The organism is Xanthomonas hortorum, from assembly GCF_024339125.1.
Classification (GTDB): domain Bacteria; phylum Pseudomonadota; class Gammaproteobacteria; order Xanthomonadales; family Xanthomonadaceae; genus Xanthomonas; species Xanthomonas hortorum.
In genome coordinates this window covers 1600396-1620861 of sequence record NZ_CP101417.1, presented here as the reverse complement: position 1 = coordinate 1620861, position 20466 = coordinate 1600396, and the positions used below count along the sequence as shown (strand labels likewise).

Below are 20466 nucleotides of genomic sequence, written 5' to 3'. Positions count from 1 at the left end.
ATCACTCCACCACCACCTGCGCACTGCCCGCTTGCAAGGTGTCGGACTCGACATGGACCGTGATCGTCCCACGCGCACCGGCCTTGGCGCGCACGATGGCTAGACATAGCCCGTTGAAGGCATTGCGTTGCTGCGAAACGAAGGGCTCCAGGTTGGTGGGGTCGCCGTTGTCGGTGGCAACCAACTCACCCGGTCCTTCGATGCGAAAACGCAGACGGTCGCCGGCAGTGGGCGCAGGACGGCCGTCGCGATCCAGCAGACGCACGGTGACGAAGCTTAGATCCCGGCCGTCGCCATCAATGCGGCTGCGGTCGGTCGTAATCTGCATGCGCGCGGCGATGCCGGCGGTCTGCACACGATCGCTCGCCCAGGGCTTGCCATTCTTGTAGGCCTGTACCCGCAGCTCACCTGGTTGGTAGACCACCTCATCCCAGCGCAACCGATACTGTAGCGGCGCCTTGCGCTTGCGCCCCTGCGACACGCCATTGACGAACAGCTCGGCCTCATCGCCCGAGGTGAACACATGCACCGGCGTGATCTGCCCCTCGCGACCGGGCCAGGTCCAGTGCGGCAGCAGATGCGCCATCGGCAGGTCAGAGCGCCAGCGCGATTGATACAGCCAGTAACGATCCTTGGGAAAACCGGCCAGATCGAAGATGCCGGAGTAGGAACTGCGCGAGCTGTAGTACGGCGTGGGTTCGCCCAGGTAGTCGAAGCCGGTCCAGACGAATTCGCCGGCCACATATGGATGCCGGTCCTGTGCAGCGAACACCTTGTCGGCGCTGGAGCCGAAATCCACTGCATGCAGTTCGTAGGCGCTGACCTGATGGGCAACCGAATCGCCGCCGCGCCCATCGCGCACCGGTGCGCTGTTATCCGGCGTCACTGGAAACAGATACACGCCACGGCTGCTCAAGGCCGATGCGGTCTCGCTACTGAGAATCGCTTTGTGCGGAAACTTGCTATGAAACGCGGGATACTGCGGTTGTTTGCGGATGCGCTCGGTGCCTGCGAACTCCGGCATGTCGCGAATGCCTTCGCCCTGATAGTTGAGGCTGATGACATCCAGCGCAGCGGGCAACGGCATCTCGGGCGAGGCGTAGTTCATCGCCACAGTAGCCGGGCGAGTGGGGTCTTCGTCGTGCACGATGGCATGCAGCGTGCGTGCGATCGCGGCGCCCTGCTCGCCGGTGTATTGCTCGCCAACTTCGTTGCCCACGCTCCACAGCATCACCGAGGGATGATTGCGGTCGCGCCGCAGCATCGCGCGCAAGTCAGGCTCGTGCCACTGCGGGAACACCAGGTGGAAATCCAGCGGGGTCTTCTTCATCTCCCAACTGTCGAACACCTCGTCCACCACCAGCAGGCCCATGCGGTCGGTCAACTCCAATAGCTCGGGCGCGGGCGGGTTATGGCTCATGCGGATGGCGTTGGCGCCCATCTGCTGCAGCAACTGCAGTTGCCGCTCGGCGGCGCGCACGTTGAACGCCGCACCCAGCGCACCGAGATCGTGATGATTGTTCACGCCGCGAATCGGCACATGTTCGCCGTTGACCAACAGCCCCTTGTCTGCATTGAACACGATGCTGCGGATGCCGAACGGTGTTTCGTAGCGATCTACCACGCGCCCGTTCTGGCTGACTTCGGTCACTGCGACATAGCGATGCGGACGCTGTGTCGGTGGCGGGCCCCACAGACGTGGGTGGTCGATCTGCGTGCTGCCCTGCACGCGTGCCGTGCCGCCGCCAGCTACGTCAACCTGCACAGGCGCAATGCGTGCAACAGGCTCACCATTGCGCGTGCCACGCACATCATCGAGCACATAGATCGCGGTACTGACTTGCGCTTGCACCGCACCGCGCGCTGCGTTGTCCAGCGTGACCGCCAGCTGCACCTGCGCAGTCTCGGCAGACACCTGCGGCGTGGTCAGCTGCGTGCCCCATTGCGCGATATGCAGCGGAGCAGCTTTGGTCAACCACACATTGCGATACAGCCCGCCGCCCGGATACCAGCGCGCCGAGTCGGGCGGGTTGTCCAGACGAATCGCCAGCTGGTTGCGTCCACCGGGCACCACATACGGGGTCAGGTCCACGCGCCAGGAGCTGTAGCCATACGGCCAACCGCCGACCAGCTTGCCGTTGAGCCAGATCGTGGCATACGCCATCGCGCCATCGAGATCGAGAAACAACGAGCGGCCGCGATCGCTGACAGGAATGTCCAGATTCTTGCGATACCAACCGATGCCCCAGCTCGGCAAGCGCCCCATGCCGCCGTAAGGGCCATCGGCCAGAAACGGCCCGGCAATCGCCCAATCGTGCGGCAGGTCCACCGGCTCCCAACCGCTGTCGTCGAACTGCGGCTGCACGAAGGTGACGGTGCCGCCGGGATTGCCGGGCGGGCGCGTGTGCTGCTTTGCGGGATCTGCAATCAAGCCATTGGCAGTAGGCAGGATCCACGGCTTGAGCACGCGTGTTGCGGCGGCATCGATGTGCTGCGCCTGCTCGGGTTGCGCATCGGCCACCTTGCCGTCTTCGCTACGCACCACTTGCGGACGCACATCGTAGTCGAGGGTTTCGCGATTGCCAGGGGGATCGCCGCGATGGAAGCGCCATTGCGCGTTGAGCGAGACACGCTCGCGTGGCATCTCGGTTGGCGCCGGTGGTGCCGCCAGTGCGGGCAACACAGGAAGCGTGGCGCAGAGGCAGACGAACACGAGCTGTGCAAGACGCACGCTGCGTTCGGCAACACGGCGCTTCAGCGCGCACCACATCTCTATGCGCGTCATGTCGCTACTCCATCCGACCAGACGCATGCGCTCGGTGTAAAGACTCCACACGCATGCGGGAAGGCATCGCCACACTGCGCGCCATTCACCCTCACAACTTGTAGGCCTGCTTCGGCAAGCGATACGCCAGATCGATCGCGACCTCGGCCGCTTCATCCTCGTCCAGCCGATGCTCGGCAACGAGCTTGGCGAGAAACGCGCTGTCCACACGCCGCGCCACATCGTGCCGTGCAGGAATCGACAGGAACGCGCGGGTGTCGTCGTTGAAGCCCACGGTGTTGTAGAAGCCGGCGCTGGCCAGGGTCTGCTCGCGGAAACGCCACATGCCCTCCGGTGCGTCATGGAACCACCACGCCGGCCCGAGCAGCAGCGAGGGATAATGCCCGGCCAACGGCGCAAGTTCGCGGCTGTAACTGGTTTCGTCCAGCGTGAACACGATCAGCCGCAGACGCGGGTCGTTGCCGAAGCGATCCAGCAGCGGTTTGAGTGCGTGCACGTAGTCGGTGCGCATCGGAATATCGGCGCCCTTGTCGCGCCCGAAGGTCTGAAACAGCTGCCGGTTGTGATTGCGAAAACAGCCCGGATGCAGCTGCATCACCAGGCCGTCGTCCAGGCTCATCGCCGCCATCTCGGTCAGCACCTGCGCGCGGAACAGCTCGGCCTGCGCGGGTGTCGCCGCGCCACGCGCCACGGTGTCGAACAAGCGTTGTGCTTCGTCCGGCGACAGATCTGCGGTGGCGGCGCTGGGGTGGCCACGATCGGTCGAGGTTGCGCCGTGCGCGGCGAAGAACGCGCGGCGTTGCCGATGCGCACGCAAATAGCCCTGCCAGGTCAGCACATCTTCGCCGGTGAGCGTGCCGAACTGCTGTAGCGCGCCGGCAAACTGCTCGTGTTCGGGGTCGACCACCGGGTCTGGCCGGTATGCGGTGAGCACGCGTCCCTTCCAACCGCTGTCTCGAATGGTGGCGTGATGTTGCAGCGTATCCAACGGCGATTCGGTGGTGGCAATCACCTCGATATTGAAACGCTCGAACAAGGCGCGCGGGCGAAATGCCGGCGTCTGCAAGGCTGCGGTGATGTAGTCGTAGTAATGATCGGCAGTGCCGGCATCCAGCCGGACACGCAGATCGAACACATCGTGGAATACATGATTGAGCCACAACGCAGATGGCGTGCCGCGCAACAGCGTGTAGTGCTCCGCGAACACGCGCCACGCCGCGCGTGGATCTACCGCTGCACGCGATCCATCCGCACGCGGGATGCCCAAGGCATCCAACGCGATGCCCTGGCTGTAGAGCATACGGAACACATAGTGGTCCGGCACCAGCAACAACTCGGTGGCATTGGCAAAGGGCACATCGGTGGCGAACCACGCCGGGTCGGTATGGCCGTGCGGGCTAATGATCGGCAGCGCGGCGATCTGCGCATACAGGCGGCGCGCAATCGCACGTGTGCCGGGGTCGGCCGGAAACAGGCGGTCGTCGCGCAGGGTCAGTGGTATGGGTGTGGGCATAAGTCAGTCAACAAACAAGCGAAAGGTGAGTGGCGCAACGCTCACGGCGTGGCGTTGCGATGTGCGGCCACGTAACTACGCAGCCAGGTCAGCGCCGGCCGTTCGCTGCCATCGGCGCGAATCAGGTAGGCCGCTTCCTTGTCGCGCCACAGCCCGGGGCGAAAGCCCCACAGCGTGATGCCGCGCACCGCTGGGTGTTCCCAGAACACCGGGAACACGCGTTGGTAGTCGGCCAGCTGCTGCGCATCGGTGGGCCCGTCCAGATCGAACTCGGTGATGTAGATCGGCAAGCCGGTCGCGGCCAGTGCATCGAGATTGGCGCGATGCACCGACATCGCCACATTCGGAGTGGTTTCGAAGGCGTGCTCCTGAATGCCGATGGCATCGACCAGCTGCTCGCGCTGCAGCAGCTGCACGATCTGCAGATACTTCTGCGTGGCCTGCGGGTTGTTGGTGATGCTGTAGTCGTTGATCATCAGCCGCGCACGCGGAAAGTGCTGGCGGGCGAGCCGAAACGATTGCAGCACCCACTCCCAGCCGCTGGCGCCGTTGCCACCCAGCGCCTGCAGGTAATTGCCGCCGCCGGTGTCGTTTTTGCTGGGCGGGTCGTTGAGTGGTTCGTTGACCACTTCCAGCAGATCGATGTCCGGATAACGCTGCGCCACCGCGGCAAACCACTGCTCGATCTCGCGGCGTTGCTCGGCCGGCGGCAAGGTCTTGATCCACTCCGGCTGCTGATTGCCCCACACCATCACATGCATCTGGAACGGCATGCCGTTGGCCTTGGCCAGCCTGTAGGCGGTATCCAGCCCGCTCCAGTCCATCTGGTCGCGCACCGCTTCCACACTGCCCCACTTGCCGCTGTTCTCCGGTGTGAGCTTGTTCCAGTACTGGGTGAATCCTGCCGCCTGTTGCGGGCTGTAGGCGCTGCCCAGGAATTTGGACGCACCGGATGCCAATGGCGCAGCAGATGCAGATGTTGCGAGGCTGGCTGCAAGCAGCAGACTGGAGAAAACAACGCGCATACGCATGGCGATCACCTCAGGACGAAGGGGAGGACGCAACGGCAGCATCGGCCGGTAGCTGCGCTGGATCCAGGCGTGGCGCCAGCGTGTGCACGACCGTCAACGCCAGCAGGTAGGCCGAGCCCGCCATCAGGAACACCGGCACGTAGCTGCCGGTGGCCTGCAACAGAAAACCGATGAAAGTAGCGATCAGCATGCCGCCCACCGCGCCGGCAAAGCCACCGATACCGACCACCGTGGCGACCGCATGGCGCGGAAACATGTCCGACGGCAGCGTAAACAGGTTGGCCGACCAGCCCTGATGCGCGGCGGTGGCCAAGCCGATCAAACCGACCGCCACCCACAGGTTGTCTGCACGTGCGGCGAACACGATCGGCACTACCGAGATGGCGCAGATCAGCATCGCGGTCTTGCGCGCACGGTTGACGCTCCACCCGCGCGCGATGAAGCGCCCGGCGACCCAGCCCCCGGCGATGCTGCCGATATCGGCAAGCACAAAGATCACGATCAATGGCGCGCCCAGTTGCAACAGACTCAAGCCATATTCGGCATGCAGGAACTTGGGCAGCCAGAACAGGAAGAACCACCAGATCGGGTCGGTGATGAACTTGCCCAGCACAAACGCCCAGGCCTGCCGATGCCGCAACACCTGCAACCACGATAGCCGCCGTTGCACCGGCTCATGCGCATCGCTGCGGATATGCGCCAACTCGGCAGCCGACAATCCCGGCTGTTGCTCGGGCGGGTGATAGCTCAGCCACCACACCAGCAGCCAGGTGGCGCTGAGCACGCCGGTGAACAGGAATGCCGCCTGCCAACCCCAGGCGGTGGCGATTACCGGCACCAGCAACGGCGCGACGATGGCGCCGATATTGGAGCCGGAATTGAAGATGCCGGTGGCCAGGGCGCGCTCGCGACGCGGGAACCACTCGGCCACCGTCTTGAGCGCGGCGGGGAAGTTGCCGGACTCGCCCAGCCCCAGAAAAAACCGCGCAATCGCAAATCCCACCACTGTGGTGGCCAGCGCATGCCCCATCGCCGCCAGGCTCCAGATGCCGATCGCCAGCGCATAGCCGATGCGCGTGCCGAAGCGGTCGATCACCGCACCGCTGCACAGCAATCCCAGCGCGTAGGCGGCCTGGAATGCGGTGACGATGTAGCCGTACTGGATTTCGTTCCAGCCGATCTGCGTCTGCAGAAACGGCGCCAGCACGCCAAGCACCTGGCGGTCGACATAGTTAATGGTGGTGGCGGCGAGCAGCAATGCGCACACACGCCAGCGCACGCGGCCCAGGCGTGCCAGCGTGCCGGCAGGTGCAACCGCCTGCGGCAACTCGCTCATGCGCCTGAGCGCCGCAACGCAGCTAAGCGCAGCGTGCGATGGGCAATCGCACAACCCCCACTGCAATGCGCTGCCGCATGTCCGGGACAGTTCGGCGCATTGCTGCCGTATTCTTCGATTCGATTCATCGACCACTGCACCTGCACAAAGGTGGCCTTGCGCCACGGGTGATAGCGCTACCATTATCACGGCGTGCCGCAAAATCCATCGCGCAGTGCAGCACGCCAGCTGGGCGCCGACGTTCAATACCGTATCGATAAGCGCTACTGCCAGATTCACCGCTATGCCCCGACATCTATGCTGCCCTGCAGTGTGATGTTCTGAATTTGGTAGCGCTAACATCCGCCACCACTGATCGCCCGTCTCCCCCATCGCATCATCGTCGCGCCGCGCATCGGCAGCGGCACTCCCTGCGCAGGGGCGATGCGTGGGACATCCGCTCACCTGTTAGGGAAGGGATTACGGTGAAGAACAGCTACGCACAAACCGCGTTGTCCTGCGCGTTGGGGTCCATCCTGCTGGGCATGGCCAGCACGTCCGCCTTGGCCCAGTCCACCGACGCCGCCGACGCAACAACCGCACAAATTCCACCGGCCGCAACCGCCAGCGGCGATGCGGTGACCCAGCTCGATACCGTCACCGTCTCCGGCTACCGACGCAGCATCCAGTTTTCCACCGATGCCAAGCGCGATTCGGTGGGCTTTGCCGACACCGTGTTTGCCGAGGACATCGGCAAGTTCCCGGACATGAATATCGCCGAGTCGCTCAACCGCATCCCCGGCGTGCAGCTCTCGCGCGACGTCAATGGCGAAGGTCTCAACATCGCCATCCGCGGCCTGGGCACCAGCTTCACCAAGACCACGCTCAACGGCGCCAGCATTGCGACCGCATCCATTGGCTTGAACGCGCAGAACCAGAACCGCGAAGTCGATCTGAACCTGTTCCCCACCGAGTTCTTCACCCAGCTCACCGTGAGCAAGACGCCCACCGCCAGCATGCTCGAAGGTGGCGTCTCCGGCGTGGTGGACATGCGCAGCGCACGCCCGTTCGATCGCCCCGGCGTGCACTTCACCTATCAGGCACAAGCCGACTGGAACAGCACCAGCGAAAAGACCACCCCGCGCGGCGCCTTCATGGGTAGCTGGACCAACGAGGAAGGCACCTTCGGCGCATTGCTGGGCGTTGCATCGGTGCGCGGCAAACTCGGCGTGCGCGGCTTCGAGAGCGTGGGCTGGACCAACCCCGGCCTCACCTACACCCAATGCGGTCTCACCCCGCCTGCGGGCACGCCGGCCACCAATCAACCGGCCGCCTGCAACGTCAACGGCGGCGGCAACTGGCGCATTCCCGATCGCGTCCCGGCCACCGCCGGCAGTGGCCTCACCACCGGCGAGACCATCGATGCGGCGTGGTTGCCGGCACGCAACCCGGGCTTGAGCATCGACCAGATCAGCGACGCGTTGATTCCGCGGCTGGGCCGCAGCGTCTACATGAATGGCGATCGCGACCGCGATGCCTCGGTGATGTCGCTGGAATGGCGCCCGTCCGACAGCATGCATTTCTATCTGGACACGCTGTATTCCGAGGCCAAGCGCACCACCGAGCGGATCAGCATGAATCTGATCGGCCGCAACGGCAACATGATCCCGCTCGGCATGCAGCTGGACCAGAACAACGTGGTCACCAGCGCAACGTTTGCCAACGCGCAGTACTTTCTGGAAGCGCGCCCGTATCGCGAAGAGGTCAAGTTCTGGAGCGTCAACCCGGGCGCGGAACTGTTGTTCGGCGCCGAGCAGGACATCAAGCTCAACGTGCAGGCCAATGCCACGCGCAGCTGGCTGGATCGTGAGTCGCCCAGCATCCTGGTGACCTCGCCGTTCACCACCGTCGACTACCGCAATGAAGGCGGCGACCGCCCCTCGATCACCAGCCCGCTCGATCTCAACGACCCCAATCTGGGCTGGGGCTGGAACGGCGGCCGGGTCAATATCCAGAACGAAAAACGCGTGACCGAAACCCGTGGCGGCCGCGCCGACCTGCAGTTCGGCGAAGACAAGCGCAACATCAAGATCGGCGCCGCCTACGACCAGGCCGAGCGCACCATCCGCGGCTTCGATAACAGCATCGCCTGGGAGCAGGTGGTCTGCCGCGGCGGTGGCGGCAATGTGTGCAACGGCGGCCCCGGCTCGGCGGTGCCGAATGCGGCCCTGGCCGGCTATTTGCGGCCCGGTCCGGACGGCTTTATCACCGCCGATTTCAACCGCTTTCTCGGCGACACCAACTATTACGCGCTACGCGATTCTGCACCGGAAACCAACTCCGCCAACACCGGCGCCTCGGCCGGCGGCATCCGCGAAAAGAACTGGGGTTTCTATATCGAAACCAATGCAGAAACCGAAGTCTGGAACCGCACGCTGCGCTTCAATGCCGGCGTGCGCTATGTCACCACCGATCAGACCATCACCGGCCCGGTCACCATCAACGGCATCCGCCGCATCCAGGTGCTGGATTCGGACTACAAGGAAACCCTGCCCTCGTTCAATGCCGCCTGGGATGTGGCCGACAACGTGGTGCTGCGCCTGTCCAGCTCGCGCACGCTCACCCGGCCCGACCCCAGCGCGATGTTGCCCAACACCAACTTCAGCGACCCCTCCGCGCAGACCGCAACCCAGGGCAATCCAAACCTGGCGCCGTATCTATCCACCAACGTCGACTTCGGCGGCGAGTGGTACACCGGCGGCGAGGGCTATGTGGGCCTCACATTGTTCAACAAGCGCATCAGCGGCTTCACCGTCAACGGCGTGCGGCGCATTCCGTTCAACGACCTGGGCGTGCCGTACGAGAGCCTGCTGCCGATCCAGCAAGCCGGCCTGGACCAGCGCGGTGGCCCCAATGCCGCCACGGTGGACGTGCAGACCCAGGTCAACGCCGACGGCGTGCTCAACATCCGCGGCACCGAGGCGATCTGGGTGCAGCCGCTGGACCAGCTGGTCGACGGCATGGGCTTCAGCGTGAACTACACGCACGTTACCCAATCCTCGGAAGGCGAAGGCATTCCGGCAGTGGCAGTCGGTGTTGCGCCGAACTTGTGGAACGGCACCGTGTACTGGGAAAAGGACGCCGCCTCGGTGCGCCTGTCCTACACCTGGAACGACGACATGGTGATCTCCGGCGCCAACCAGAACGGCATCCCCTACGCACGCCTCAACGCCGACGCGCGCGGCCAACTGGATCTGTCGGCCAGCTACACGCTGGAATCGTTGCCGTCCAAGCCGCAGATCACCCTCAACGTCACCAACCTCACCGACGAACCGCTGCGCACCACCTACGCCTGGCCCAACGCCACCTACGATCTGTACGAGCCCGGGCGCACGGTCATGCTCGGCATTCGCGGCACGTTCTGAGCGTGGTCATCGACACGACCGCGCAGGCGCCAGGCGGGTGTGGCCGACCCGTGGGGAGCGCATGGCCTTGCCGCATGGCCCGCGCACCGCATGCCGCTGCCGCTCCCCTGGCGCGCGCGGTTTTGCCGGACACTTCAGGCGCCATGCCTGCTGCCGCGATCCGGACCGATTGCGGTCGGCGGCATGGCGCGCACCGCGGCGTTTTCCGCAGCACTCCTTGAGCCCCGCCCCACCTCATGAACGATCGCTCACAGCAGCTCTCCTTGCGCGAAAAGATCGGCTACAGCCTGGGCGACCTGGCGGCCAATCTGATCTTCCAGACGCTGGTCACTTTTCTGGCGTTCTTCTACACCGATGTGTTCCGCATTCCGGCGAGTGTGGCCGCCACGTTGATCTTCGTGGTGGGCATGCTCGGCGCCTTCGTATTCACCCCCATCATCGGCATCCTGGCCGATCGCACGCGCACGCGCTGGGGCAAGTTCCGCCCGTGGATCCTGTGGACGGCAGTGCCGTTCGGTGCGTTGTCGCTGGCCGCATTCAACACGCCCGCACTTGGCGAGCAGGGCAAGATCGCATACGCCTTCGCTACCTACACCTTGTTGATGCTGGTGTATGTGGCCAACAACCTGCCGTATTCGGCATTGAGCGGCGTGTTGACCGGCAGCATGGAGCAGCGCAACAGTCTGTCGGCGTATCGCTTTCTGGCGGTGACCCTGGCGCAGTTCGTGATCCAGGTGCTGCTGCTGCCGCTGGTGCTGATCCTGGGCAACGGCGACAAGGCGCAGGGCTTTCGCAACACCATGGCGCTGTTCGCCGCCGTCGGCACGCTGTGCTTTCTGATCACCTTCTTCACCACGCGCGAGCGCGTGCTGCCGATCAGCGAACAACGCACCAGCGTGCGCCAGGACCTCACCGATCTGGTCCGCAACAAACCCTGGCTGGTGATGCTGTCGCTGACCATCCTGGTCTTCATCAATCTCGCCATGAAGGGCGGGATGTATATCTACTACTTCAAGTACTACCTCGATGCGAACGCATTGACGCTGTTTCTGGATCACGCAGGCTTCAATCGCTTTATCGGCGGCATCAACAGTGTGTTGACCGGTGCCGGCATGAGCGCACTGCAGTGGCCGCAGGATGCGCCGACATCCGCATTTAGCGTGTTCAGTGCCGGCGGCATTCTGGCGATGATCGTGGGTATCGGTTTTTCCAAGCGCTTGGCAGACCGCTACGGCAAGCGCAACGTCTTCGGTGGCGCGCTGCTGATCTCCACCGTGTTTTTGCTGGCGTTCTACGTGTACCCGCCGGATGCGATCGGCTGGGTGTTCGCCTCCTACGTGCTGCACGGCTTCTTCTACGGCATCACCATCCCGCTGCTGTGGGCGATGATCGCCGACGTGGCCGACTACTCCGAGTGGAAGAACCACCGCCGCGCCACCGCCATCATCTTCTCGGCGATGTTGTGCGGGCTGAAGATCGGCCTGAGCGTCGGCGGCGCACTTGTCGCCGGGATCCTGGCGTTCTATGGCTACAACGCCGCCCTGCCGCTGCAAAGCGATGCAGTGACGAGCGGCATTCGCCTGGCCATCAGCGTGTATGCCTCCATCCCGTTCCTGCTCGGCACCGCGTTGCTGGTGCTGTACGAGATCGACAAGGCGCTGGAAACCCGCATCGAACACGACCTGGGCGTACGCCGACGCAGCGCACCGCTCGCCACCAGCTGACGCCCTCCCTCCCACTTCATGCACAGGTACGCGCATGTCCGATGAACTGCACTCCGATGCACTGCAGGCGCTGGCGCGCACCGCCATTTCCGCACCGCTGGTCACCCACCTTTACACCGCCGACCCTTCCGCACACGTGTTCGACGGCGCGCTGTACCTGTATCCCTCGCACGACATCGATGCCGGCGTTGCCTTCAGCGATGACGGCTCGCATTTCGACATGGCCGACTACCACGTATTCCGGATGGCGCATCCCAACGCGTCGGTAGAAGACCTCGGGCAAGTGCTGCACGTCCGCGACGTCCCCTGGGCAAAGCGGCAGATGTGGGCGCCGGATGCCGCGCAGCGCGATGGCCGTACGTACCTATATTTCCCCGCAAAACGCGCCGACGGCATCTTCCAGATCGGCGTGGCGGTAGGCGATCGTCCCGAAGGCCCGTTCGTTGCCGAACCCGAGCCCATCGCAGGCACCTACTCGATCGACCCGGCCGTGTTCGCCGACCACGACGGCGCGCACTACCTGTACTTCGGCGGGATCTGGGGCGGCCAGCTGCAGCACTACCGCGACAACGTCTACGACCAAACCAACCAGGAACCCGCAGACGACGCACCCGCACTCGGCCCACGCGTCGCGCGCCTGCGCGAGGACATGACCCAGCTGGCAGAACCCACCCGCGAGATCGTGATCCTCGACGAACACGGCACCCCGCTACGCGCCGGCGACCATGCCCGCCGCTTCTTCGAAGGCCCCTGGGTGCATCACCACGCCGGCCGCTACTACCTGTCGTATTCCACCGGCGACACCCACCTGATCTGCTACGCCACCAGCGACACGCCGTACGGCCCGTTCACTTATCAAGGCGTGCTGCTCGCCCCGGTGATCGGCTGGACCACACACCACTCCATCTGCGGCTTCGAAGGCCAGTGGTATCTGTTCTATCACGACGCTGTTTTATCAGGCGGGCAGACGCATCTACGCAGCATCAAGATGGCGTCGCTGGAGCACGATGCGGATGGAAGGATCGCGACGATTTATCCATATGGGGAAGACGCGGTATCGCCTTGGTGAATGGTCGCCGCTGTGCGGTCAGTTGCAGACGCTAGTCATTGGCTGGCGCCAAGGCAAGTGAGCCATAGCCCGCTCGTTGCCGCTGACGGGCGATCCTCCGGGGAGCGTCCTGTGGCGCGTCGATACTGCATTGCATGCTTTGTGCAGCCAGCCACTCAGGCCTTGTCTCCATCCCGCACGCCTCACGCCTCGCGCATGGCCACCAAGGGACGCAGATCGTCCACAAGGCGCTTTCTGCTGCTACGCGCGTACTCGACCGGGGAGAACGGCATTGCCGAGTCTGCGTAGGCATCGATGAGTTGCAAGAGTGCGTCCCTGCCAATCTCCTCCGGCGCGGGATTACTGCCGGCCTCGGTCAGCGATGTCAGCCGTTCCTGGAGCATTTCCTTCCTGGCGATCTCCATGCCGAGGGACGGGTCTGCCACGCACAGGCCAAAGGTCCCATCAAGAAAATAGGGGATGAACCCCTGGATCTTTTTTTCGATGGCATCCGTGTCCTCGATGTGCGCGCGCAATCCTGTTTCCAATTCCCGACCCAATGCCGCAAGCACGGCATTACGCGCGTCCCCCTTTGCGGCTCGGTCGGCGATATCCCCCCATTTCCTACACTCGGGACGGAAGTACTCGCCCACAAGACGCTCGTCGATGTGTGTGAGTCCAAACGCCGCCGAACGGATGGAATGTCCGTCGCACATATACGTCGGTTTTGGTATGGCATCCGCTTCCAGAAGCGCATCGAGCCGATCGACCGTAATGCCGGCAAGCGATGCGAACGTTGGCTTGTCGACGAAGTGCGTTTGCAGATAGTTCGCCAGCGTCACCGACTGCTGCATGGACAATCACCTGTGTTCATAGAGGGGCGGGACGCTATCACACCGGTACGTAGGCAGGCACAAGATCGGCCTCTGTTCGCCAGAACTGGCGAGACGATGACGACACGCTGCCACGACTTCTCGCACGGTACCGTTATGTCACTGGCACAGAGGGCCACTTACGCCCGGGCTGGAACTGCATCGCATGGGGCTGCATCCAAGCGCATTGCAGCTACGTAGGCCATGTACGTGCTCTTTTAATGGAGGTTGCCATGCGACATCGTTCGATACTTTTGTTACTGACGCTTGCGGTCTACGGGAGTGCTAGCGCAAGCGACTCACGCGCTGCCCTGCCTCGCGCAGACACCGTTGACGTGCCACGCTTCATGGGCGACTGGTACGTCATCGCGCATATTCCTACCCGGCCCGAGCGCAAGGCCTACGATGCCGTGGAGCGCTATGCGCTGCGACCGGATGGCCGCATCCAGACCACGTTTACATTCCGCAAGGGAAGTTTCGAGGCGCCGCTCAAGTCCATGCATCCGATCGGCGAGGTCGCAAAGGAGGGCAATGGCGCGCTGTGGAGCATGCAATTCTTCTGGCCGTTCAAGGCCGAGTACGTGATCGCCTGGCGGGATGCAGATTACGCGCAGACCATCGTGGCACGCAGCAAGCGCGACTACGTGTGGTACATGGCGCGTACCCCGCAGGTCTCCGATGCCGACTATCAGCAGGCCGTTCAACGTATCGCCGCAATGGGCTACGACGTGTCACAGCTGCGCCGCGTACCGCAGTCGCAGCGTTGATGCGGTAAAGCAGTGACGCGGTAAAAAGTGCAACGAGCTCAGCGATACAGTGACTGCATCGCCTGCTCTCGTACACCGACTGCGTCAGACGTCCTTGTCATCTACAGAAAATTCCCAGCCGTCATTCAAGCCTCCCAACGGCTTGGCCTCCACGGCCAACTCCTCCTCGAACGCCGAAATCGCCTTGTGCGACGGGACCATCGTCGGATACACCGTCACGTCCATTGGAAACGCCGTATTTTCCGGGTAATGGCAACAACGCACCTTTTGCTCGAAGCGCAGCAGCGTCACCGAAAACGCCAATGCCGACTCCTTCGTGGGGAAGACCACGGAGAACGCAATCTCTCGCGACGTCGAAAGATCCACCCCCTGTTGCGCAATATGCCAAAGGGTGTCGCCATTATCGTCGTTAGGGTACAGATCCGGATTTCGTTGCATGGGAAGCTTCATTTTTTTGACCAATTTACCGAGGAGGAATCCTAGCGCCTGGCTTGTGTGGGGCCTGTCATTAACTGCGTGCCTGAAATCAAATGGTGTCAAAATGCCCTTCGCGCTCACTATATTTCTGGCGATCACACCATTTCCCGCTTCATCAGCAGGCGCATTCGCGTCGCCTAAGTATCCCCTGAGCTGAAATTTCTGCATGTTAATACCTACATCTCTGCGACACGGCATTGATAACCGAAAGGGCGCGAAGACTCCAGGCCTGCACCTTGACTCCTCCATGCATCGGTAGCACACTTCTTCACGGAGCGTAGCAACTCCGCAAACAGCGGTACCACCCCCGTCAAGCGGTGGTTTTTTGTGCCTGATGTTCGGGCACATGCTCGGCGTCTCCACGCCGGGAGGGCGGCGAATACAAGACCCGCAAGGGAAATAAGCCCGCCGTCTGTTTGCGGTTGCTAACCTCCCGGCATCCCGCCGCATCGTGCGGCGGGAGCCTGTCCGGAGAGTTGAGCATGGAGCATTCTCTGTTCGGGTATTACCTGCTACCTGAAAACGCGCAGCTTCGGTTGCTGCAAACGCGCGATCATTTACGCTTTCTGGCCGCATTGGCACGTCCCTGTTGCATGTCGAACACCTCAGGCATCAATGAGCCTCTCGTACCGATCGATGCTTTGGCTTTTTGCTTCGATCTGTTAGCTGAGCAATTGGATGATGTGCTGATGCAGACCAAGGTGCCTGACGACATGACAGAGCGACGTGCTTCGTCATAGCATGCACATGACTTGAATCAACATGGGCAATCGCTGTAGTCCCGATCTCGGCTACCTGTTGCTGCTTTTACAAGCTATAAGCAATTTGACAGAGAAAAGCACCAAGCCACTGAACATCGTCAGGCAACAGAATTTTTCAGCGATGCACTTGGCAAATGAAGGGAGCATGCGAAATGAAATTCAAAGCAAATCTAGTGGTAGTCGTAGTGCTCATCTGCTTGGCAACTTCTTGTGCAACTGCCAAACCGACGGCTGAAGAACCTCGAGGAACAAAGATGACAACACACACTGAGCTGACACCCCAAGTCCTGATGGATCGCTTCTTATCCTTGATAAGAGATGTCGAAAATTTCGACGAGCTGTCGCCATTAATTCTTGAAAGGTATCTAGAAGTTCCCTTCACCAGGAATGCAGGTGAAAACTCTGGGTTCTATGTGCTCGATCAATCCTCTCCTTATTCAAAATATGCCACCACTTACAACTTCGACGAGAAATTTTCGGAGTATTCGAATGTCACTCTGGAACTTTTACCGCCGAGCAGTATTCCTCCTTCAACCCTTCCTCCTTGCGAGCTAGTCTTTGAGAAATACGACAAGGCCTTGAAAGACGCTGGATTCAAAACTGAAATAGGATACTGGTCTTATAATGAGTTTGGGTGGGTCCTGTCCTTTCAATACTTACGTAAGAATATACGTGCCCAGATCAATCCATGGCACCCTGTCTCCGTAGACCCCCAAAGAAAATCAAGAGAAAACTGTGTCAAGTCGATAAGTCTGCACAAGTTTGAGGAGTAACGATAATGGCAAACGCCAACACTCAATTGCAGTCCATCTTGGCGCAGTTCGCGGGTCGGTCAGATGTCACCCCCGATCAAGAAGCGCAGTTACGCGCGACGATTGCGTCCGATCCGGACCTTACACAGAGACTCAATCAAGAAGCAGCCAGCGGCCATCTAAAAGGATTCTTGCCAGGCGTTGGCGGCTCCGAACCGCTGACGGGCTCCTACGACAAGGCATCCGGAATCGTCACCCTCCCGGCGCTTGATCCAGGATCCACACCGACGGCGAGCTTGCGCGGTTCGCTCCGGCTGCAAGAGATGGGTATGCGTTTCGCAAATAGTTCGTATATGGATGCAAACCAAAAAAGCCAGCCTGTAACGCAAGATATGGTCACCAACCTGCAGGCGACAATCAACAGTTCGCCGACGCTGGCGAACGAGATGAAGCGAGCTGTTACGACCATTGACAGTAGCGACCCCCAAAAACGCATGCTGCTGGAAAATTTCGCTCCTCTCAGCGGCACGATTGCAGGTGGGACGTTCAACCCAACCAGTAAAACCATGAGCATTCCACCAGCTACGGTCGGGCAAACCCAGAGTCAATTCAATAAATTCAACGCTACTGATCTAACATTTGTTCTTGGTCATGAGACGCAGCATGCCTTCAATCAAGTAAGCATGGCCAACTCATACAAACAATTTGATTCCGCAGTGAAAGCGATTGCAGCAAATAATAATCCGGTCAACGATTACACACTCCCCGTGGAGAATCTAGTTAAAAGTGCGCGCGACGATGAGGCCAAAGCTCAGATTTCAGGTTGGAACGCATTGATTGATCGGGAGCGGCAAATCAATCCAGCCGTCGATTTGAATGCAATGAGACGTCTCGGAAACGGCCGTTTGGATGACTTTGTTGAGGCCAATCCGAGCAACAGGGCGCAGACACAAGCGCGGCCAGGGATTACGTTCAATCAGGACGGCTCACTGCCCATGACGCCTCAGAATGTATCTGCACAAGCGACTTTCTACTTCGACAAACAGCCCAGAGGCACGCCAGGACTTCCGCAAAATCAGACAACAGGCATTGGATTCCACGGTGACTCGGACTACCCCAACTACTATGGGGCCGGCGCTGTCAGTCGAGCGATTGCATTTGACAGGGCCTATGCGCATCCGGTGGGTGGGGTCGCCCCGCAAATGCAGCTTGATATGCAACGCCTGCGCTTCAAAGAAGAGCTTTTAGAACATAACGGAATCACGCTGCCCCCAGGCACCACCGCCACACCGCAGGTCTATTGGGACACCGGCAGCAATCCGCCAACCCGCGGGCTGTTGCAACACACAAAAGGATCGCACCAGCACATCAGCCCGACTCCCGACATCGATCCTCAACAGCCAGCACTCAACGTACCCGGCAAGACAGTGCAACCAGACAATGAGCTGCTGGATAAAATTCGCGGTGGCGTTCGCGGCCTTGACCAGCAAGCGGGGAAATCTTGGGATGAGAATAGCGATCGACTAAGCGCAAGTTTGATGCTCATGGCAGCAGAAAAGGGCTTTACAGCAAAAGACGATTTGAAGTTTGCGTTCAACTCACCGACCGATAAGATGGCGGGTGGTGAAGTCCTGCACATGTGGCGAGAAGGCCACCAGTCCCCCGATCCGGCTGCGCATCGAGCGCACATGCCAACACAGGAAGCGCTTTCTGTTCCTGCCGATCAGCGTATGGCACAAGTGGAAGTAATCCAGCAAACAAAGGCGCAGGAAGCCATACAGGCTCAACAACAAGAGAATGTGCAGACACAATCAACACAAGCTCGGTCGATGTGAAAACCCATCGGTAGCTAGATGCCACACTTTGAAATGGAATCTATCAAGTAAATAGCTGCCAAATTATTTCTGAATTCCTGCTTGCTCACACTCTTGAGCCTCAGTCCGCTTTGCAATTCGGTAGTTGGCCTCATCTTTGGCCTGAAGATAAGCCGCGCTCACAAGACCCGCCTGTACGCAGATTTGCGAAGCGTCCCCCTGACGCTTCGCAATGTTGTATTGCTTAACAGAGTCCTTAGCCACATGATCTTCAATCTTTTCGACATTTGAGGTGACCTGACTACCAAAGTGGTCACCCGCAAACCACCAGATGGCTACACCTGCGAATAGTAAGCCGCCGAAAACTTGCCCGCCGGATAGATAGTTAGCTTCCTTATTTGGATGACCGCATTTTTGGCACGATGCAGCCTTGCGTGAGATTTGCGAACCACATGCTTTACATTTAATAAGTTCCATATGCTCCTTCCATATTTTCTAATCTCTAGCCCAGCTCAAGGTTAGTTACTGTGCAAACATCGGAAGGTCACACTAAGAAATGTTTAGCTAGTACAAATAACCTTGCCATTGATCAATCGAAACCTGCAGCAGCTCAACCGAATACGCGACGGATGTCTTTCCGGGAAATGATGTGAGGATTGTCCGTGTAAACCGGGAAATTGCAAAGGACGAAATGCCTGATGCTACCGGTGCCAAACTTCGCTTTGAGCAGGTGCTCTCTCTCTGCTTCCTTTATTAGTGCTCGTTCAAAATAGCGAACAAGTCTTCGGTTGTTCTTGACGAAAGCGCCTCGATTGGTCTGGATCTGATGGTAGTCTAGATAAGCGTTCTTGCACTGGAAGTTGTAGATCGTTCCATCTTTACTCATGACAACATCGAACTCCCTGCGCTCAAGCCGTTTTACTGGCAACTTGACGAAACCCAGCTCTTCAAACTCTTGACTGATGACCTTCTCGAAAATGAACCCAGTCCTGATCTGGAAGCGCCGAATTTTATTTAGATTAACATTCTTGATCTGATAGCAAAACCGTAGAAGCATAAAAAGGTTCGCTACCATCACCGGTCCAGACGCTACAAATGCGCTGAATGATCCTGCAAATGGCTGGCCCTGGACTTCTTTATAAACCAAGGCGCTATACCATGACGCCTGTTTGAAGGGTGCAACGAGATCTCGAAATTTCGGTATGGGCACGGTCACAAAGTACTGGTCTTTGAGGTATGGCTCTAGTGATTCAACGAAGGTGATCAGATCACTGAAGCCAATTCCGGCAAGGTTGAACTCTTTGTATGCACTCAGCACCTGATCCAGCATTGCTCGTAATTCGCCGAACGATATCGGAACCGATGGATCGACCACATGGGTGGGAGCGTAGTGCTCATGGATGTCAGTGATTGAGAGACGCTCTGCTTCGAGGAAGTTAACATCGAGGTATCCGGTCTGACTCTGGTCAAGTAGGCCGTTCTCAATAGCTAGGCATGCGAACTTCGGATCAAGGTCGAAGTTCGCACGCTTTTCGTAGATGCTGGTCAATGGTATGAGTGATTTCTCGACGGATATTAAAATGCTATTGACAGCATCATCAGTACCGAGCCGTTTCCGTCCTTTGCAATGCTTCGAGATTGCGTACAACATTGTCATGAAGTGATAGCGCCGCGCCTTATGATAACGCGCAAGGTCAGCGATAGATTCGATTCCATTGAATAGTCCTTCGCGATCACTTTTATTGACCAGAATCAGCCCTCTAAGCCAGGAAGCTCGCATCGTCATGGTCATAGCCCTCTGGCAAACTGCGGGACGGAAGCGTGCATTCAAGCACTGAAACCACCAAGTGCTAGTTGGATTAGTACGCAATGCCGGAAAATCGAGCGGTGACACAAGCAGTTCGTCCCAAGCCCCCTCACTTGCTAGCGAGCTCTCAATATTGATCAGCTCATCAGACTCTCTAATAAAAGAATGCCACCTTTTAAGGCAGTCCGGCCCGTCAAGATCACCGAGCCAGCCCACGAGGTCTTCTGTGAAAAGTGAAATTTGATCATCAAGTACATTCCGCAGGACATCACCGCCTACACGCTCTCCGTTTTTAAATTTCGCGATCATTATTCAGCTCGCTAGTTGGCTCCCCATTCTATGGCAGCGCAATTGCAGGGGAAGTGCTGAAATTGG

The 20466-nt window shown here is 60.0% G+C and carries 15 protein-coding genes; 7 read left to right on the top strand and 8 right to left on the bottom strand.

The window, feature by feature from the left end; genetic code table 11:
• Position 1: 1 nt before the first annotated feature.
• From galB to NMB96_RS06820, 4 genes are all read right to left on the bottom strand, one after another.
• The gene (gene galB, locus NMB96_RS06835; protein WP_425520909.1) at positions 2-2785 is read right to left on the bottom strand and encodes a beta-galactosidase GalB; all 2784 of its coding nucleotides are present in this window, start codon (positions 2783-2785) and stop codon (positions 2-4) included.
• A gap of 91 nt (positions 2786-2876) precedes the next feature.
• On the bottom strand, positions 2877-4298 hold the full coding sequence (uxaC, locus tag NMB96_RS06830) for a glucuronate isomerase (protein WP_255086548.1): 1422 nt from the start codon (positions 4296-4298) through the stop codon (positions 2877-2879).
• Between the two features lie 41 nt (positions 4299-4339).
• The gene (locus NMB96_RS06825; RefSeq protein ID WP_255086547.1) at positions 4340-5329 is read right to left on the bottom strand and encodes an endo-1,4-beta-xylanase; all 990 of its coding nucleotides are present in this window, start codon (positions 5327-5329) and stop codon (positions 4340-4342) included.
• Positions 5330-5339: 10 nt separating this feature from the next.
• Entirely contained in the window at positions 5340-6665 is a 1326-nt protein-coding gene (locus NMB96_RS06820) for an MFS transporter (protein ID WP_039527705.1), read from the bottom strand.
• A gap of 464 nt (positions 6666-7129) precedes the next feature.
• Here NMB96_RS06820 and NMB96_RS06815 point away from each other — a divergent pair, with 464 nt between their 5' ends.
• The 3 genes from NMB96_RS06815 to NMB96_RS06805 all read left to right on the top strand — a co-directional run bounded on the left by NMB96_RS06815 (position 7130) and on the right by NMB96_RS06805 (position 12862).
• A complete protein-coding gene (locus NMB96_RS06815) occupies positions 7130-10069 on the top strand; it encodes a TonB-dependent receptor (RefSeq protein ID WP_255086546.1) in 2940 nt (979 codons plus the stop codon).
• Between the two features lie 236 nt (positions 10070-10305).
• Positions 10306-11793: an MFS transporter gene (locus NMB96_RS06810; RefSeq protein WP_255086545.1), complete on the top strand. Its 1488-nt coding sequence runs from the start codon at positions 10306-10308 to the stop codon at positions 11791-11793.
• A gap of 34 nt (positions 11794-11827) precedes the next feature.
• Entirely contained in the window at positions 11828-12862 is a 1035-nt protein-coding gene (locus NMB96_RS06805; RefSeq protein WP_255086544.1) for a glycoside hydrolase family 43 protein, read from the top strand.
• A gap of 182 nt (positions 12863-13044) precedes the next feature.
• Here NMB96_RS06805 and NMB96_RS06800 read toward each other — a convergent pair whose 3' ends face one another.
• A complete protein-coding gene (locus tag NMB96_RS06800) occupies positions 13045-13695 on the bottom strand; it encodes a DUF6058 family natural product biosynthesis protein (protein WP_255086543.1) in 651 nt (216 codons plus the stop codon).
• Between the two features lie 251 nt (positions 13696-13946).
• Between NMB96_RS06800 and NMB96_RS06795 the strand changes: the two genes are divergently transcribed.
• Complete coding sequence (locus NMB96_RS06795) at positions 13947-14480, top strand: lipocalin family protein (RefSeq protein ID WP_043889939.1); 534 nt, start codon at positions 13947-13949, stop codon at positions 14478-14480.
• Positions 14481-14564: 84 nt separating this feature from the next.
• On the opposite strand, the gene NMB96_RS06790 is transcribed toward NMB96_RS06795, so the two are convergent.
• Positions 14565-14918 carry a ribonuclease E inhibitor RraB gene (locus NMB96_RS06790; RefSeq protein ID WP_255086939.1) on the bottom strand — a complete coding sequence of 118 codons (354 nt, stop codon included), beginning with the start codon at positions 14916-14918 and terminating at the stop codon, positions 14565-14567.
• Between the two features lie 521 nt (positions 14919-15439).
• Here NMB96_RS06790 and NMB96_RS06785 point away from each other — a divergent pair.
• The 3 genes from NMB96_RS06785 to NMB96_RS06775 all read left to right on the top strand — a co-directional run bounded on the left by NMB96_RS06785 (position 15440) and on the right by NMB96_RS06775 (position 18305).
• Entirely contained in the window at positions 15440-15697 is a 258-nt protein-coding gene (locus NMB96_RS06785; protein WP_255086542.1) for an XAC0095 family protein, read from the top strand.
• Positions 15698-15870: 173 nt separating this feature from the next.
• Positions 15871-16491: a hypothetical protein gene (locus NMB96_RS06780; RefSeq protein ID WP_255086541.1), complete on the top strand. Its 621-nt coding sequence runs from the start codon at positions 15871-15873 to the stop codon at positions 16489-16491.
• Positions 16492-16496: 5 nt separating this feature from the next.
• Complete coding sequence (locus NMB96_RS06775) at positions 16497-18305, top strand: XVIPCD domain-containing protein (protein WP_255086540.1); 1809 nt, start codon at positions 16497-16499, stop codon at positions 18303-18305.
• Between the two features lie 63 nt (positions 18306-18368).
• On the opposite strand, the gene NMB96_RS06770 is transcribed toward NMB96_RS06775, so the two are convergent.
• Complete coding sequence (locus tag NMB96_RS06770) at positions 18369-18761, bottom strand: hypothetical protein (protein WP_255086539.1); 393 nt, start codon at positions 18759-18761, stop codon at positions 18369-18371.
• A gap of 133 nt (positions 18762-18894) precedes the next feature.
• The gene (locus tag NMB96_RS06765) at positions 18895-20400 is read right to left on the bottom strand and encodes a hypothetical protein (protein WP_255086538.1); all 1506 of its coding nucleotides are present in this window, start codon (positions 20398-20400) and stop codon (positions 18895-18897) included.
• Between the last annotated feature and the right edge of the window lie 66 nt (positions 20401-20466).